The sequence below is a fragment of the Aeromicrobium sp. EU05-FHT14F07 genome (genome assembly GCF_058790455.1).
On record NZ_JBYTCR010000001.1, the window covers coordinates 365,134 to 378,633 of the forward strand.

Here is a 13,500-nt window from a genome sequence, read left to right on the forward strand (position 1 = left end):
CGACCCACCGAGGACAGTCGTGCACCTCAAGACCTCCCTGACGACCCTGGTCGTCTCCGCCACCGTCGTCGCGAGCCTGGTGGGGGTGCCGTCGGTGGCGAGTGCGGTGGAGGTGGTGCCGGACGGGTCGAGTGCGGGGTCGGCGGCGGCGTCGTGCTGGGAGGTCAAGCAGGTGGCTCCGTCGTCTCCGGACGGGGTGTACTGGTTGCTGACGCCTCAGCTGCGGACGCCGACGCAGTTCTACTGCGACATGACGACCGACGGTGGTGGCTGGGTGCTGGTGGGCCGGGGGCGTGACGGGTGGAGCTGGGACGGCGACGCCCAGGGCACCACGGCGCAGGTCGCCTCGCCGGTGACCGGCCAGGCGGCCTTCAGGCCGCGCCGGCTGTCGTCGCCCACCATCGACGCCCTCCTGGGCGGCGGAGCGGTCGACGCGCTGCCCGACGGCGTCCGCCTGCGACGCGCCAAGGACGCGCAGGGCACCTCGTGGCAGGAGGTCCGCTTCTCCCTCCGCTCGCTCGCCTCGTGGTCCTGGGCGTTCGGCGCCGGCCACCCGCTGACCGGCTCCTCCTTCGACGGCGCCCGGTTCTCTGGCCAGACCACGCTCGACTTCGGCACGAACGACGGCGGCTCGCAGAACTACCGTCGCGTCTGGACGAACGAGTACAGCGGGAACGGCTGGGTCCGCGGCTTCAACTACAACTCCGCCGTCCAGGGGACCACCGACGCGTCGAGCTACCTGTACTCCAAGAGCACGGGCAACGCCACGCCCTTCACGCAGGTCTACCTGCGGCCCAGGCTGCGCCAGGCTGACCTGTCGTTCGCGGCGGTGCCCGACAGCGGGACGGCAGCCGTCACGGCGCTGCCCGTCGCGCGGGGCGGCTCCCTGGCCCAGCCGTGGGGCGTCACCGGCACCGGCGCCGCGGGCACCGGCGAGCTGGCCACGGAGGTGCAGGCCTTCGCCCAGATCGGCGACGTCATGTACGTGGGCGGCAACTTCACCACGGTCCGCAACCAGGACGGGTCCCAGAGCGCGGCGCAGTCCTACCTCGCGGCCTTCGACGTCTCGACCGGCGCGTGGATCTCCTCCTTCCGGCCGACCTTCGACAACCAGGTGCGGTCGTTGAAGGCGCTCCCGGACGGTCGGCTCGCCGTCGGCGGCGACTTCACCACCGTCAACGGCCAGGGCCGCACCGGCCTCGCCGTGCTCGACACCTCCGGCGCGCTGTCCTCGTCGTGGAGCACCGTCGTCGAGAACCGCGGCAGCTCCGGCAAGGTCAGCGTCCGCAGCCTCGACGTGTCCGACGGGCGGCTCTACGTCGGCGGCAGCTTCACCCACCTCGTCAAGGGCACGTCGTCCTGGTTCGCCCGCAACGCCGGACGCGTCACGCTCTCGACCGGCGACGGCGACGGGCAGTGGAACCCCAACCTCAACGGAGCGGTCGCGTCGCTCGACGTCGACGACGACGGCAGCCGCGTCTACCTCGCCGGCTACATGACGGCCTCCGGGTCGACGGCGGTCAAGAACGGGGTCGCGATCAGCACCGCGGCCGGCGCGCCGGTCGCGGACCCCGCGTGGAACCCGACGTTCAGCACCTCCGGTGCGACGTACCAGCAGGCCGTGAAGCAGGTGGCCTCGAAGGTGTGGCTGGGCGGGTCGCAGCACAGCATGTTCTCCTACGACCGCTCCACGCTGGCGCTGCAGGACACCAACATCACGAAGTCGGGCGGCGACCTGCAGGCGATCGGCAGCAACGGACGGGTGGTCTACGGCGGGTGCCACTGCGGCGACTGGGTCTTCGAGGGCACGTCGAGCTGGGACACCTGGGGCGTCGGCCAGAACCCTGTCCCGTGGCGGCAGGCGGGGAAGATCTCGCTGCTCGGGGCGTGGGACGCGGCCTCGGGTGCGTTCGTGAGCACGTTCGCCCCGCAGTGGAAGTCGCGCGGCGGCTACGGCGTCTGGGCCGTCGAGGTGGCCTCCGACGGCACTCTCTGGGCTGGCGGGTCGCTCCAGACGAGCGTGCGTGAGGGCGGCTCCAACCAGTTCTCCGGCGGCTTCGCGCGGTTCGCCCAGCGCCCGTCGACCGCGCCCGGAGCGCCCTCGGCCGCGGCGGCCTCCCTGGACGGGTCGACGGCGACGGTCTCGTGGTCGCCCTCGTCCTCCGCCGGGGTGCGCTACGAGGTGCTGCGCGACGACCGGGTGGTCGCCGTGACCTCCTCGACCTCGGTGCAGGTGCCCGGGTCGGACGTCGACGACCGGTTCTTCGTGCGCGCGAGCGACGGCCAGGGCAACTGGTCCGCCTCGACGTCGGTCGTGCGCCCGACGGCGAGCAGCACCGTGCTGCGCGCCGGCTCCACCTGGTCCTTCTGGTTCGACGACGCGAACGCCGTCGACCCGGCCTGGACGAGCGACGGCTTCGACGCCTCCGGCTGGCACCGCGGGCCCGCGCCGCTCGGCTGGGGCGGCAGCTCGATCGCGACGGACGTCGACGTCCCCAGCGGCACCCGTCGAGCGATCACGGCGTACTACCGGACCAGCTTCGACCTGGCCGAGGTGGACGCGTTCACCCGCTACGTGCTGACCACCCGTGCCGACGACGGCGTGCTGGTGCGTGTGAACGGCGTCGAGGTGGCACGGGTCAACCTGCCCGGTGGCACCGTCGCGTCGACCACCTACGCGAGGTCGGCGCCCAGCACCGCGGCGGCGACGTCCTCGCCGGTGCGCGTCGACCTGCCGTCCTCGGTGCTGCGCGACGGGACGAACGTCGTGACCGCCGAGGTCCACTCCAACTACCGGTCCACGCCGAACGCGAGCCTCGACGCGTCCGTCGTGGCGTCGCGCTGAGGCCCGCCCCGTGACCGCCCTCGACGTCCGCACCTCCTGGGACCGCCTCGCCGCGGCCCAGAAGGACGGTGCCGGTGTGCCCTTCTACATGCGGGTGGTCAACCGCAGGCTCGGCCGCGGGGTCGCGGCGCTCGCGCACCGCGTCGGTGCCACGCCGGATCAGGTGACCGCCGTCAGCGCGGGTCTCGTGGTGGCCGCCCTCGTGCTGCTGGTCGTCGTCCCGCCGACGCTCCTGGCGGCCGTGGTCGTCGTGCTGCTCCTGCAGGCCGCCTTCGCGTTCGACGCCGCCGACGGCCAGCTCGCCCGGCTCCGCGGGGGCGGGTCGCGAGCAGGGGAGTGGCTCGACCACACCGTCGACGCCGCCCGGACCCTCTCCCTGCACCTCGTGGTGGCCGTGGCGCTCCTGCGACACACCGACCTCGACCCCGCCTGGGCGCTGCTCCCGCTCGGCTACGCGTTCGTCGCGTCGCTGCGGTTCTTCGCGCAGATCCTCGCCGAGCAGCTCGTACCCGACCGCGGTGCGCGCGCCTCCGCCGCGGGACGCTGGTCCTCGGTGGTGCAGCTCCCCGCCGACGTGGGCGTGCAGAACCTGGTCTTCCTGCTGTGGCCGGCCACCCCGCTGTTCCTGCTCGGCTACGGCCTGCTGGCTGCCGCCAACCTCGTGCTGCTGGTCATGACCCTGCAGCGGCGCCTGCGCGCGCTGCGGACGCTGTGAGCAGCGCGACGGCCCCGCCCGCCCCCGGGTCGGACAGCACGGCACCGAGCGGCAGGCCCGACGCCGTCCCCGTGCCGCGGCTGCCGCCCGACCCGCTCCCCGCGTGGCCGCTGCTCACCATGCTCTGGGGATTCCCCCTCATGTGGCTGCTCGGCGTCACCGTGGTGCCCGGCGCCGTCGCCCTGACCATGGTCATGCTCGGCTTCCTGCTGACCCGCCGGTGCGCCATCTGGGTGCCGGGCGTGGGAGCGATCGTCGGGCTCTGCCTCTGGATGCTCGCCTCGTCGGTCATGATCGACACCGGCCCGCGGCTGCTCGGCTTCGCGTTCCGCCTGGCGATCATGGCCTTCGTCGCGGTCGCCTTCGTCTACGCCGTCGCGGCGCGCACCCGGCTCACCCGGGGGCGGGTCGTCCACGGCCTGACGTTCCTGTGGTTCTTCGTCATCGTCGGCGGACTGCTCGGGATGCTGCTGCCCGAGACGCGCCTCACGACGCCGGTGGGGATGCTGCTCCCCGGGTCCATCGCCGAGAACTCCTACGTCCGCGACCTGTTCTTCCCGCCGTTCGCCGAGGTGCAGCACCCGTGGGGCTCGCCCGAGACGTTCGTGCGCCCGTCGGCTCCCTTCCCGTATGCGAACAGCTGGGGGGTCGCGATCCTCGTCCTCACGCCGGTCGCGCTGGCCTGCTTCCTCTCCACCCGCTCGCTGCTGCTGCGCGCCACGATCCTCGTGGGCGCGGGGGTGATGGTCGTGCCCGCCATGGCGACGTCGAACCGTGGCATGTTCGCGGCCCTCGCGCTCGCCGGTGCCTACGTGCTCGTCCGCTACGCCCTGCGCGACCGTGCGGCGCCCGTCCTGGCGCTGTCGGTGCTCGGGCTCCTCGCCGGCGCGGTGCTCCTGTGGCAGGGGCTCCTCACGCAGTTCGAGGTCCGTCAGGAGTACGGCCAGTCCAACGGCGCCCGGTTCACGCTGTACGCGGAGACGATCGAGCGGACGCTGCGCTCGCCGCTGCTCGGCTACGGGGCACCCCGGCCGTCGGCCGAGCAGGCGCTCTCGGTCGGCACGCAGGGGTACGTGTGGACCCTGATGTTCAGCTTCGGGTTCGTCGGCCTCGGCCTCTTCCTGCTGTTCCTCTGGGGCTCCACGTGGCGCACCCGCGTCTGCCGCGACGACGTCGACGTCGCCCTGCACGCCACGCTCGTGGTCTCGAGCCTCGCGATCGTGGTCTACGGCCTCGACATCGTGCAGCTGCTCGCCATCGCCCTCGTCGCGGCGGTCCTCCTGCGCCGTCGCTACGGTCTCGACGCCGATGACTGAGGCGGTGGCCGGGCCGACGACGGCGGGGGCGCGCTCCGGGCTCGGGGCGGCAGCCGTCGCCAACCTGGTGGGCGGCGCGCTGGGCGCCGTCGTGAACCTCGTGCTCGCCGCCCTCGTCGGACGCCACCTCGGCGTCGAGGGGTCAGGCGTGTACTTCCTCGTGGTCGCCGTGTTCGTGGTGGTCGCCAACACGGCCGAGCTCGGTGCCGACACCGGCCTCGTCCGCTTCGTCGCCGCCACCCGGGCGCGCGGACGGCCGGAGGACACCGGCTGGGTGCTGCGCACCGCCGTCGGACCCGTCCTGGTGGGCGGGGTGGTCGTCGTGCTGGTGGGGGTGCCGCTCGCGCTCGCGACGGCCCCCGACGGTCTCGCCCCCGCGGTGGTCGTCGCGGCCGTCCCGCTCGCCGTGCTGGCCTCGCTGACCGCGCTCGCCCTCGGGGTCTCGCGCGGCGCCGGCGACACGCTGACCTACCCGCTGCTGCAGAACGTCCTGCTGCCCGCCGGGCGCGTCGTCGCGGTCGGGGTGGCCGTGCTGGCCGGCTGGGGGGTCAGCGAGGTGGTCGCGGCCTGGTTGCTGCCCGTGCCGCTCGTGCTCGTCGTCGCCACGGCGCTCGCGCTGCGGCACGTGTCGCGGACGCGGCCGCCGCGCCGCGCCTACCCGGGGTTCTGGCGCTTCAGCGCGGCACGCGGCGCGACGGCGTGCGTCGAGGTGGTCCTCGAGTGGGCCGACGTCGTGGTCGTCGGCGTGCTCGCGTCGCCGGCCGAGGCCGGCGTGTACGCCGTCGTCACGCGCTGCGCCCGCGCCGGGGAGGTCGTGCAGCAGGCGGCCCGCATCGCCGTCGGACCGGCCATCAGCAGCGCGTCGGCCCGCGGCGACACCGCGCTCGTCGGACGTCTGTACGGCGTCGTCACGGCCGCCATGGTGTGGGCGGCCTGGCCGTTCTACGCCGTCCTCGCCGTGTTCGCCGAGCCCGTGCTCTCGATCTTCGGCCCCGATTTCACCTCCGGCGCGACCTCGCTGCGCGTCCTCGCGGCCGCGATGGCCGTGGCCACGGCCGCCGGTGCCGTCCAGAGCGTGCTGCTGATGGCCGGGCGCAGCAGCTGGCAGCTCGCCGACAAGACCGGGGCGCTCGTCCTCGACGTCGTCCTGCTGGCGCTGCTCGTCCCGCGGTGGGGCATCGAGGGCGCTGCCGTCGCCTGGGCGGTGACGATCGTCGTCGACACCCTCGTGGTGGGCTACCAGGTGCAGGTCCTGATGGGCGTGCGGCCTCCGTGGCGCCCCATCCTCTGGGCCGCTGCCCTGCCCGTCGTCCTCGTGCTCGCCCCGAGCGCGCTCGCGCTGCTGCTGTGGGGCCCGTCGTGGACGGTGGCCGTCGCCACGACCGCCGCGGTCGCGCTCGTCCACGTCGTCGTGGGCGTCGTGGCGCGCGAGCGGATCGGCCTCGTCGCCCTGGCCCGGCTCCGAGCCGTCTGACCCGACGGACCGCGCCCGGCGCTGCTCAGCGCCGCGGGAGCAGGACCGTCAGCGCGACGTCGACGCCCTGCACGGCCAGCAGGCTGCGCACCCGCCGGGCCGCGACCGCGTCGTCGTCGACCGACCGCGCCAGCACCACGTGGTCGACGCGGGTGCCGAGGGTGGCGACGAGAGCGTCGGAGGCCAGCTCGGAGGAGTCGATCACCACGAGCTCGCCCGCCCAGGTCGCCTTCTTGCGGTCCGTGGGCCAGCCGCGCGCGATCTTGCTCTCGAGCAGGACCGACGCGTCGACGTGCCGCACCGGGAGGCCGCGGCGTCGCAGCGCCTCGGCGAGTCCCGCGCCCGACTCGGTGCCGACGGACCCGTCGACGAGGAGGGTGACGGGACCGTCGGCCGGGGCGGTCGCCGGGACGTCGAGCATCAGCGCCGCGACGTCCCAGGTGTCCTGCGGGCTGGCGTCGGCCGTACCGTCGAGCACCGCCGAGCCCTGGGCCGGGCCGAGGTCCTGCGCGCTGGCGATGACGCCCGGGTCGGGCGCCCGGTCCCGACGGGTCAGGGCCACCGGGACCGCCACCAGGAGGCCGAGCGCCAGGCCCGCCACGCCGAGGGGGAGCACGCCCAGGGACGACGGCGCGGACGGCGTGGCGGGGGCGCCGAGCACGCGGCCCGGCGACGTGTCGACCGTGGCCAGCTCCGCGGCGCGGGTGCCCAGCGTCTTGGCCTCGGTGAGGATCGACTCACGGGCGGGGGAGTCCTTGGGATAGCGGTCCGCCGAGTCCTCGAGCATGTCGATGCGGTCCCAGGTGGCCTCCTGCAGGTCCTTCACCGTCTTCGCCGCGGCCTCGCCGCGCACCGAGAGGAACGCCTCGGCCACCGCGCGTGACCCGGCGGCCGCAGCGCGCGGCGAGGACGCCGTGTAGGCGATGTTCAGCACGGCGGTGTCGGGCGGGTTCGTCACGGACACGCCGCTCTTGAGCGAGCCCGCCGACGTGTCCAGGTCGTCCGCAGCGGCCGACAGCACGTCGCCGGACGTCACCAGCTGGGCGTCGGTCGCGACGTCGAGGGTCGGGCTCGACCCTCCCGACGGGCCGACGTCGACGGGCACGACCCGCACCGACGTCGTGGCCGTGTACGTGACGGGCAGGAGCACCCAGGCGAGCACGCCGAGCAGGAGGCCGACCACGGCACCCAGCGCGAGCACGCGCCAGCGGCGGCGCAGGGTGCCCGCGAGCTCGCTGAGCTGGGCGGGCTGGGGTGGTGCGGACTGCATGCAGGAGCTCCTCGGGTGCGGGACGTCATGCACTGGGAGCGACGACGACCTCGTTCATGACGCCGCGAGGCGGCGTCCGTGCCTGTGAGTTGGGCCATTGACCCGCTGTCTCACCCGGTTACTATGGCCGAGTTGCAACTGTCTGTGTCACGAACGCGGGCAGTCTCGGCCGGAGACCGTCACCACGGTGGAGGGCTGGGAACGATCCAGGGGAAAGTTCAGATGTCCATCGATGAATCGCGCATGCCTGCGCGCGCGTCCGGCGTAGAGCTCGACGACGCGCACCTGCTGTCCCTCGCGCGGGACGGCGACGACGACGCCTACGCCGAGCTGTTCCGTCGGTACCGGCCCGTGGCCCTGCGCCTCGCCCGGCGCCTCGGTGCACCGAGCGAGGCCGAGGACACCGTCTCCGAGGCCTTCGCCCAGGTGCTCGGCCAGCTCCGCCGTGGTCTCGGACCCGAGCGCGCCTTCCGCGCGTACGTGCTGACCTCGGTCCGCCACGAGGCCGCCCGACGCGGGCGACTGCGTCAGCGCGTCCAGCCGACCGACGACCTCGCGACGATCGACACCGCGGTGCCGTTCGGTCACGGGCAGCTCGACACGTTCGAGCGCGACCTCGTGCGGTCGGCGTTCGCGTCGCTGCCCGAGCGCTGGCGCACCGTGCTCTGGTACCTCGACGTGGAGGGGCTCAAGCCGCACGAGATCAGCGACCGGCTGGGCCTCACGGCCAACGGCGTCTCCGCGCTCGTCTACCGCGCCCGGGCCGGGCTGCGCGAGGCCTACCTCGCCCAGCACGTCGCCGCCGACGGCGTCGAGGCCAGCGACGAGTGCCGTCAGCTGCGGCCCCGGCTCGCCTCGCTCGTGCGGCGCACCGTCGGCATGCGCGAGCAGAAGCGCATCCACGTGCACCTCGAGGCCTGCCCCTCCTGCATGGCCAGCTACCTCGAGCTCGAGGACGTCAACGCCCGCGTCGTCGCGCCGCAGCAGGCCGTCGCCGGCGCCCGCGCCTGACGCCCTCAGGCCACCGGGTGCGTCGCAGGATCCTGCTCGTCGGGGTGGGGGTCGCCGTCGTGGCGGGTCTCCTCGTGACCGTGCGGCTGGTCGACCTGCCGGGAGCCGGCCGGGCCGCCGCGCCGAGCACCGACGCGGTGCCCTGCCGGTCGGGAGACGTCGACCGGCTCGACTTCTCCGACCCCGCGCAGGGTCGGCTGGTGTGGCACGACGAGTTCTCCGGCACCCGCGTCGACCCCGAACGCTGGACGGTCCGCGACGACACCACGCTGTCCTTCGACCAGGCACGCATCCAGGCCGACGCGGTCGAGGTGCGGGACGGCCGGCTGCGCATCACGGCACGTGCCGACCAGGCCGGTGACCCCGAGCGACCGGTCACCACCGGCTACCTCGACACCATCGGCCACTTCGCCCAGCAGCACGGTCGCTGGGAGGTGCGGGCCCGGCTGCCCGTCGAGCCCGGTCGCTCACGTGCGCTGTGGCCGGCGTTCTGGCTCCGGGCCTCCGACCTCCCGGGCGAGATCGACGTCGTCGAGGCGTGGGGCACCCCCACCTCCCGGCAGCGGACCGCGATGGCCGAGCAGTACGCGTGGACGGTGCACGAGGACACCACCGCGCCACCCGGGTACCGCCGGGTGGGCGGGTGGGGCCGGGCCGCGGAGCCGCTCGCCGACGGGTTCCACACCTACGCCGTCGACTGGACGCCCGGCTGCCTGCGGTTCTCGCTCGACGGTCGCACGACCGGGTTCGTCGACCTCGACCGCGAGCCGCGCCTGCGCCGAGCCCTGGATGGCCCGGTCGACATCCGGCTCAACCTGCAGGTCGGCAGCGACTACTGGGGTCGTCTCGACCGCGACCGTCCGAGCACCACGCGGCTGCCCGCGACCTTCGAGATCGACCACGTCAGGGTCTTCCGGCCTCGACCTTCGGGGGACTGAAGTCCTGACTTCGCGTTCGTGACGCCCGACACGCCCGATTCGGCGTGGTCCTGCGTCACGTGTCCGCCCTCCTCCGCTCTCCAGGCATGCACGAACGTCCAGGGGATCGGAGAACCAGTGAGCATCACGCGCACGACCTACGGGGTGGGATACGCCAGCGGCGTGTTCGACATGTTCCACGTCGGCCACCTCAACCTGCTGCGCCGTGCGCGGCACCGCTGCCACCACCTGGTGGTCGGCGTCGCGAGCGACGAGTACGTCGAGATCCTCAAGGGCCGGCAGCCCGTCGTCCCGTGCGACGAGCGCATCGACATCATCTCCGCCCTCGGCATCGTCGACGAGGTGGTCATCGACCGCTCCGAGGACAAGCGCATGGTGTGGGAGCAGCGTCCCTTCGACGTGATCTTCAAGGGCGACGACTGGCAGGGCACGCCGAAGGGCTACCGGCTCGAGCGCACGATGGGCGAGATCGGCGTCGACGTCGTCTACTACCCGTACACGCGGCAGACGTCGAGCACGATGCTGCGCGCCCACCTCACCGGTGCCGAGCTGGAGGGCCTCGCGTGAGCGTCCAGACCGCGGTCCGGACGGTCGACGCCGCCACGAGCCCGTACGCCCCGCCCGTCACCACCGTCGTGCCCACCCACGACCGTCCGACGCTCATGGCCGAGGCCGTCCGCAGCGTCCTGGCCCAGGAGTACGCCGGTCCGGTCGAGGTCGTCGTGGTCTTCGACGCCTGCGAGCCGGTGCTGCCCGACGTCGCGCTGCTGCCGGGCCAGAGTCTGCGCGCCGTGGTCAACGACCGCGTCCGTGGTCTCGCCGGAGCCCGCAACACCGGCATCCTGGCCGCGAGCCACCCGTTCGTCGCCTTCCTGGACGACGACGACACCTGGCTGCCCGGCAAGCTGGCCGCCCAGATGCCGCTCTTCCGCGACCACCCCGAGGCCCGGCTGGTGGCCACGGCGATGCAGGTCGACGACGGCGAGCGCCTCACCGACCGGCTCGTCCCCACCGACGTCGTCTCGCACGCCGAGCTCGTGCGCGAGCGGTTCGGGGGCCTGCACTCGAGCAGCTTCGTGTTCCGGCGCGACGCCCTCGTCGACGAGATCGGCATGATCGACGAGGACCTGCCGCGGGGCTACGCCGAGGACACCGACGTGCTCCTCACGGCCTCGCGGCTCGCGCCCGTCCGGCTCGTCAACGAGCCCCTCGTCCGCGTGCGCTGGCAGGGCCAGTCCTACTTCTTCGGGCGCTGGGCCGACTACGCCGCCGCGCTCACCTACCTCCTCCACAAGCACCCACAGTTCGCCGACGACGACGCCGCGCACGCGCGCATGCTGTCGCAGATCGCGTTCGGCGAGGTCTCGTCCGGCCAGCGTCGGGCCGGCCGCCGGCACGCCCGGCAGGCCCTCGCCCTGCGCCCCACCACCCTGCGCGCCTGGTTGGCGTTCGCCGTCGGTCTGCGTCTGCTGACCCCCGGCGCGGTCGTCACCGTCGCGCGACGCTTCGGAAAGGGCATCTGACATGCGCATCCTCATCGCCTGCTCCTCCGGCGGCCACCTCGCCCAGGCTCTCGCCCTCGAGCCCTGGTGGGGCGAGCACGAGCGCCTCTGGGTCACCGGTCCTACCGAGGACGCCCGGCTGAAGCTGCGTGACGAGCGCGTGATCGAGTGCGCGTGGCCCACGCAGCGCAACCTGCCGAACCTGGCCCGCAACATGGTGCTGGCCCGTCGAGTCATCGACGAGTGGCGCCCCGACGTGGTCTTCAGCACCGGTGCCGCCGTCGCCGTGCCGTTCCTGCGCCAGGCCCGCCGGGTCGGTGCCCGGTCGATCTTCCTGGAGACGATCGACCGCATCGACAAGCCCTCGCTGACCGGCCGGCTGGTCTACCCGTTCGTCGACGAGTACCTGACGCAGTGGGACCAGCTCACCGAGAAGCTGCCCCGCGCCCAGACCGTCGGCCTGGTGCTGTGACCGAGCGGCTCAGCGTCGTCGCGAGCGTCGGGACCTACCACCACCCGTTCGACCGCTTCGTCGACTGGCTGGAGCCCTGGGCGGACGAGCGCGAGGCCGCCGTGGTCTTCCAGCACGGCTCGACCCGACCGATCGACGGCGCCGACAACCGCACGATGATGGCACCCGACGAGCTGCTCGAGCACTACCGCCGGGCCGACGTCGTCGTGCTCCAGGGTGGCGCCGGCGGGGTCATGGACGCCCGCCGCGCCGGTCGCATCCCGATCGTCGTGCCGCGCGTCCCTGTGGACGACGAGGTCGTCGACGACCACCAGGTCGTGCTCAGCCGCCGGCTGGCGGAGATGGGACTCGTGCACGTCGCGGAGTCGCGCGACCAGCTGCACCGGCTGCTCGACGAGGTCGCCGCCGGCACCCTGCGCACCCGGTCGGAGGAGATGGAGCCGACCGCCGGCGTCGTCGAGGCCACCCGGCTGCTCGGCGACCTGCCCGAGGCGCGCCGCGACGCCGAGGGGCGCACGCGCCTGGGCGTTCCGCGCAGCACGCGGGCTCCCGCCGGCGAGGAGTTCCTCGCCGCCCGGGCCCAGCGTCGCCGGCGCAGCGTGGTCCGGGTCGTCACCGACGCCGTCCGGCAGGGGATGATCGGCTACCTCCTGACCCTGGCGACCGCCCTCGTGCTCGCGGTCCACTTCGGGCTCGACGGCGACGTCGGCCGTGCCGTCGTGGTCGGCGTCGCGGGATGGCTCGTCTACAGCTGGCTCGCGCAGCCCGCGGCCGACCGCGCCAGCTCGCTCACCCCCGTCGTCCGCCTGCTCGGCGTGGTCGGCGCGGCCGTCGTGGCGGGTCTGCTGCTCGGCGTGCAGAGCACGCCCGACCTGCGCCGCGGTCTGCTCGCGGTGCTGGCCGCCGCGCTCGTGTTCGTCGGCTACGGCGTCGCGCACCGTGTCCTCAGGCGTCGCACCCCCACCGTCCTCGTGGGCGAGGAGCGGCGGGTCCGGCGGCTGACCGACCAGTGGGCCGGGCGGCACGACGTCGACGTCGTCGCCTCGTGCGTCTGGCGCGGCGACGCCGAGTCGGTCCCGCTCGGGTCGGCCGGGTCGCTGTCGCGGATCGTGCCCGACGTCATGGCGACCGTCTACCGCCAGCGCGCCCGGTCGGTGGTCATCGCGTCCGACCACGCGCTCACCACGCCCGCGCTGCGCCACCTGGCCTGGGCGCTGCAGCGTGCCGACGTCGAGTGCCTCGTGCTCGCCGACATGGAGGACCACGTCGAGTACATGCGCCCCCGCATGGTCGCCGACCAGCTCGCGCTGACCATGCGGCCGCCGAACGAGCACCTCGTGTCGGTCGCGGTGAAGTCGGTCGTCGACCGCACGGCCGCACTCGTCGGTCTCGTGGTCCTGTCGCCGCTCATGCTCGCCATCGCGCTCGCGGTGCGGCTCACCTCGGCCGGCCCGGTCGTCTTCCGCCAGGAGCGCACCGGACGCGACGGGACGCCGTTCACGATGCTCAAGTTCCGCACCATGGTCGCCGATGCCGAGGAGCGGCTCGACGAGCTCGTGGTCCGCAACGAGGGCGCGGGTCCGCTGTTCAAGCTCGACGACGATCCCCGGGTCACGCCCGTCGGACGCGTCCTGCGTCGCACGTCGCTCGACGAGCTCCCGCAGCTCGTCAACGTGCTGCTCGGCCACATGTCGCTGGTCGGCCCGCGGCCCGCCCTGCCGCGCGAGACGGCGCAGTACAGCCAGTGGGTCTGGCGTCGGCTGCACGTGCGCCCCGGTCTCACCGGGCTGTGGCAGGTCAGCGGCCGCTCGCAGCTCAGCTGGGAGGAGTCGATCCGGCTGGACCTGCAGTACGTCAACACCTGGAGCCTGCGCCTCGACGCCCGGATTCTGCTGCGGACCGTGCGTGCCGTGCTGGTACGTGACGGCGCTCTCTGAACCCGCCACTCGGTGTCACC

The 13,500-nt window shown here is 73.7% G+C and carries 11 protein-coding genes; 10 read left to right on the forward strand and 1 reads right to left on the reverse strand.

Annotated elements, in window-relative coordinates; all coding sequences use genetic code 11:
- The first annotated feature begins 19 nt into the window (after positions 1 to 19).
- From AC3WRM_RS01835 to AC3WRM_RS01850, 4 genes are read left to right on the forward strand one after another with little or no spacing between them, the layout of a single operon-like run.
- A complete protein-coding gene (locus tag AC3WRM_RS01835; protein WP_492248924.1) occupies positions 20 to 2,845 on the forward strand; it encodes a fibrinogen-like YCDxxxxGGGW domain-containing protein in 2,826 nt (941 codons plus the stop codon).
- A gap of 10 nt (positions 2,846 to 2,855) precedes the next feature.
- Complete coding sequence (locus AC3WRM_RS01840; protein WP_492248925.1) at positions 2,856 to 3,560, forward strand: CDP-alcohol phosphatidyltransferase family protein; 705 nt, start codon at positions 2,856 to 2,858, stop codon at positions 3,558 to 3,560.
- The gene (locus tag AC3WRM_RS01845) at positions 3,557 to 4,876 is read left to right on the forward strand and encodes an O-antigen ligase family protein (RefSeq protein ID WP_492248926.1); all 1,320 of its coding nucleotides are present in this window, start codon (positions 3,557 to 3,559) and stop codon (positions 4,874 to 4,876) included. Before AC3WRM_RS01840 ends, AC3WRM_RS01845 begins: the two co-directional genes overlap by 4 nt.
- Positions 4,869 to 6,350, forward strand: coding sequence for a lipopolysaccharide biosynthesis protein (locus AC3WRM_RS01850; protein ID WP_492248927.1), 1,482 nt, complete (start codon positions 4,869 to 4,871; stop codon positions 6,348 to 6,350). Before AC3WRM_RS01845 ends, AC3WRM_RS01850 begins: the two co-directional genes overlap by 8 nt.
- A 25-nt stretch (positions 6,351 to 6,375) precedes the next feature.
- Here AC3WRM_RS01850 and AC3WRM_RS01855 read toward each other — a convergent pair whose 3' ends face one another.
- Positions 6,376 to 7,620, reverse strand: a complete 1,245-nt coding sequence (locus tag AC3WRM_RS01855; RefSeq protein ID WP_492248928.1) for a Wzz/FepE/Etk N-terminal domain-containing protein — start codon at positions 7,618 to 7,620, stop codon at positions 6,376 to 6,378.
- Positions 7,621 to 7,863: 243 nt separating this feature from the next.
- Between AC3WRM_RS01855 and AC3WRM_RS01860 the strand changes: the two genes are divergently transcribed.
- The 6 genes from AC3WRM_RS01860 (at position 7,864) to AC3WRM_RS01885 (ending at position 13,480) form a co-directional block, all read left to right on the forward strand.
- The gene (locus tag AC3WRM_RS01860; RefSeq protein ID WP_492248929.1) at positions 7,864 to 8,631 is read left to right on the forward strand and encodes an RNA polymerase sigma factor; all 768 of its coding nucleotides are present in this window, start codon (positions 7,864 to 7,866) and stop codon (positions 8,629 to 8,631) included.
- 17 nt (positions 8,632 to 8,648) lie between these two features.
- Complete coding sequence (locus AC3WRM_RS01865) at positions 8,649 to 9,569, forward strand: glycoside hydrolase family 16 protein (RefSeq protein ID WP_492248930.1); 921 nt, start codon at positions 8,649 to 8,651, stop codon at positions 9,567 to 9,569.
- A 117-nt stretch (positions 9,570 to 9,686) separates the two neighbouring features.
- Positions 9,687 to 10,136 (forward strand): FAD synthase family protein, encoded by a 450-nt coding sequence (locus AC3WRM_RS01870; protein WP_492248931.1) that lies wholly within the window; start codon positions 9,687 to 9,689, stop codon positions 10,134 to 10,136.
- The gene (locus AC3WRM_RS01875; RefSeq protein WP_492248932.1) at positions 10,133 to 11,092 is read left to right on the forward strand and encodes a glycosyltransferase family 2 protein; all 960 of its coding nucleotides are present in this window, start codon (positions 10,133 to 10,135) and stop codon (positions 11,090 to 11,092) included. Before AC3WRM_RS01870 ends, AC3WRM_RS01875 begins: the two co-directional genes overlap by 4 nt.
- A gap of 1 nt (position 11,093) precedes the next feature.
- A complete protein-coding gene (locus tag AC3WRM_RS01880; protein ID WP_067859612.1) occupies positions 11,094 to 11,543 on the forward strand; it encodes a glycosyltransferase family 28 protein in 450 nt (149 codons plus the stop codon).
- Positions 11,540 to 13,480, forward strand: a complete 1,941-nt coding sequence (locus tag AC3WRM_RS01885; RefSeq protein WP_492248933.1) for an exopolysaccharide biosynthesis polyprenyl glycosylphosphotransferase — start codon at positions 11,540 to 11,542, stop codon at positions 13,478 to 13,480. Before AC3WRM_RS01880 ends, AC3WRM_RS01885 begins: the two co-directional genes overlap by 4 nt.
- Positions 13,481 to 13,500 lie beyond the last annotated feature (20 nt).

Excerpts from the sequence above, each read along its gene's own strand:
- AC3WRM_RS01855 (WP_492248928.1), bottom strand. The coding sequence starts at position 7,620 with ATGCAGTCCGCACCACCCCAGCCCGCCCAGCTCAGCGAGCTCGCGGGC.
- AC3WRM_RS01880 (WP_067859612.1), top strand. The coding sequence starts at position 11,094 with ATGCGCATCCTCATCGCCTGCTCCTCCGGCGGCCACCTCGCCCAGGCT.
- AC3WRM_RS01850 (WP_492248927.1), top strand. The coding sequence starts at position 4,869 with ATGACTGAGGCGGTGGCCGGGCCGACGACGGCGGGGGCGCGCTCCGGG.
- AC3WRM_RS01860 (WP_492248929.1), top strand. The coding sequence starts at position 7,864 with ATGCCTGCGCGCGCGTCCGGCGTAGAGCTCGACGACGCGCACCTGCTG.